This is a genomic window from Streptomyces sp. NPDC001732, assembly GCF_053596315.1.
Map to the genome: position 1 here is coordinate 1 of NZ_JBSFFY010000183.1, position 2,300 is coordinate 2,300.

2 protein-coding genes and 1 pseudogene are annotated in these 2,300 nt (G+C 65.4%); 2 read left to right on the forward strand and 1 reads right to left on the reverse strand.

What is annotated here, in order from left to right; translation table 11 throughout:
* A pseudogene (locus ACWCXX_RS41210) lies at positions 1-79 on the forward strand (IS6 family transposase); the annotation flags it as partial.
* Positions 80-377: 298 nt separating this feature from the next.
* Complete coding sequence (locus tag ACWCXX_RS41215) at positions 378-1,166, forward strand: SAM-dependent methyltransferase (RefSeq protein WP_451136431.1); 789 nt, start codon at positions 378-380, stop codon at positions 1,164-1,166.
* A gap of 552 nt (positions 1,167-1,718) precedes the next feature.
* On the opposite strand, the gene ACWCXX_RS41220 is transcribed toward ACWCXX_RS41215, so the two are convergent.
* Complete coding sequence (locus tag ACWCXX_RS41220) at positions 1,719-1,925, reverse strand: hypothetical protein (protein WP_451136433.1); 207 nt, start codon at positions 1,923-1,925, stop codon at positions 1,719-1,721.
* Between the last annotated feature and the right edge of the window lie 375 nt (positions 1,926-2,300).

Below are 2,300 nucleotides of genomic sequence, written 5' to 3' on the forward strand. Positions count from 1 at the left end.
CCACCGAGCCGAGATGACCGTCCGCTTCGCCATCTGGGACCAGATCACCGGCGTCACCGTCCTGCCCACTGCGGCGTGACCCAGGCCCCCCGCGCACCGACCCCTCCACGCCCTGACGCGCCCTCGATCGATCAACACCTCACCAACGTGACAACACCCCGCGTAGTGATCGCGTTCTATGGGGCTGACCTCACCAGAGGGCACGGACGGTGGGTCCGAGACAGCTGCGCGAGTACCCCACGGCACTCGGCATCCACCTGGACGCCACCAACGTCGCCTCCGACGTGAAGGGCACGTTCCGAGCTGACACGTGGGCGGGCCTGGCATGATGCCGAGGACCAAGGCTGCCCTTCAGACACTACGAGACGAGAAGCGAAATGACTGAGCAGACAGAGCTCGAGGTCCAGATCCGCAGCGGCGTACCGCACTCGGCCCGCGTGTGGAACTACTGGATCGGAGGCAAGGACCACTATCCGGTCGACCAGGAACTGGGAGACCAGGTTATCGCGAGCTATCCCCAGACCCGGGACCTTGCCCGTGCGTCACGGGCCTTCCAAGCGCGTGCGGTGCGTTACCTGGCCGACGAGGCGGGAATCACACAGTTTCTCGACATCGGAACCGGGCTCCCCGTCCAGAACAGCACCCACGAGGTCGCTCAGAGCATCCAGCCGAAGGCACGCATCGTCTACGTCGACAACGACCCGCTGGTCCTGGCCCACGCCCGCGCCCTCTTGACGAGCGCACCGGACGGCATGACGAATTACGTGCACGCGGACATGCTGGAAGCCGAACAAGTACTCCACGAAGCCGGACAGACCCTGGACATGACCCAGCCGGTAGCCGTCATGGTGCTGTCCACGCTGGGACATGTCGATCCCCAGTCCGGCATCGACCTCATGCGCCGATACATGACCGGCACCGTAGCCGGAAGCTATCTGGTGCTCTGCGACACAATCGCCACACCGCAGACGCTGGCGGCCCAGGAAGCCTACGCGGCCGGAGACACTCCGCCCTACCTGGTGCGCCAGCCTGAGGAGATCCTCGCTAGCGCCGACGGGATGGAACTGGTCGACCCGGGATTCGGGTCCATCTCCCTGTGGCGTCCGAGCCGGAGCGAAGATGGTGCTGAGCCCGTCGATCAGTGGGGGTTTGTCGCCCGCAAGTGATATGTGGCGCTTGCATACCCGCGGGCCATGGCCGAGACCCCGGACCGGCTTCGTTCCGCTGGGTGGCAGTACTGGATGATGGGAAGGGCTGCCGGGAGCGATAGCACTTACTGCCGGTGGGCGTGAGCGACTTCGGGCCTGTTCGGCGCACCGGCGTTCATCCGCCCGGATAACCGGGGGCATTCGGTGGGGTGGCTGGACCGTCTCAGGCCGGGTGCGCCGTGGCAGCCGGGCTCGAATCATCTGGTGGGTGTCCCACACGGTTGCTGCGGCGAGGAATTCAGCTGTGTAATCGCTGACGACATCCCGGACAACCAACTGGCGTACTGGGCACGGGGATCGGTCACTTCCCCCTCCTGGTTGTGCAGGACCTCGGCGCACGCGGGTCACATCGCACAGGCCCGCTTGGTGGCCCGGACGGCGTACGACGGATTCGCCCACGACATGCAGATCACCTGAGTGACGGCGTCGGTGGTGGTGGTGCCGGTGACGGCCGTCGAGGGTGTTCGGCGTGATGCGAGGAGGGCGGGGGAGTGAGGACAAGCAGGGGCGTCAAAGTGCCCCGGCGCAGTCCAGCAGCAGCAGGTCCGAGTGCGCGGCCCGGCCCGCCTGCGCGCCGCTGTCGCCATCTCCTTCGCGACGGCCATCGGATCGCGCAACAGGGACGTCCGAGCCGGCATCCAGGCGCCGCAGGACGAACGTCGGCTGTCGCAGCAGTACTCCGGACTGTGCCCGGGTCGCCATAGTCTTCTGTCCCACGATCCGCCAGGGTGGCTCTGGATGCGTGTGGTGAACGTCGGAAATGAGTTGGTCCCGCAGTTCCGAGTACTTGGCGGCTGTCTGGGCGAAAGCCCTTGTTTCCTCGGCCAGTTCGCGTCTGGTGTCGCACCTGTCGAGCAGACCACCCAGTGAGTGAAGTCGGTCCCGGATCCATGGCTGAGGAAGCGTTCAAGGTCACCCAGCCGGTAGGCGTCCTCGGCAGACTCAGCAACCAACAGCGCACCACGCGCCAAAGCCTGATATCTGTCTGCGAGATCCATTACTGAGGTTTTCGGGTTGTCGTCGGGTAGTGACGGTTCATGATCCCTGCGATATGCCGGTGGTATGCGTTATCCGGAGGGTGGGGGCTTGACT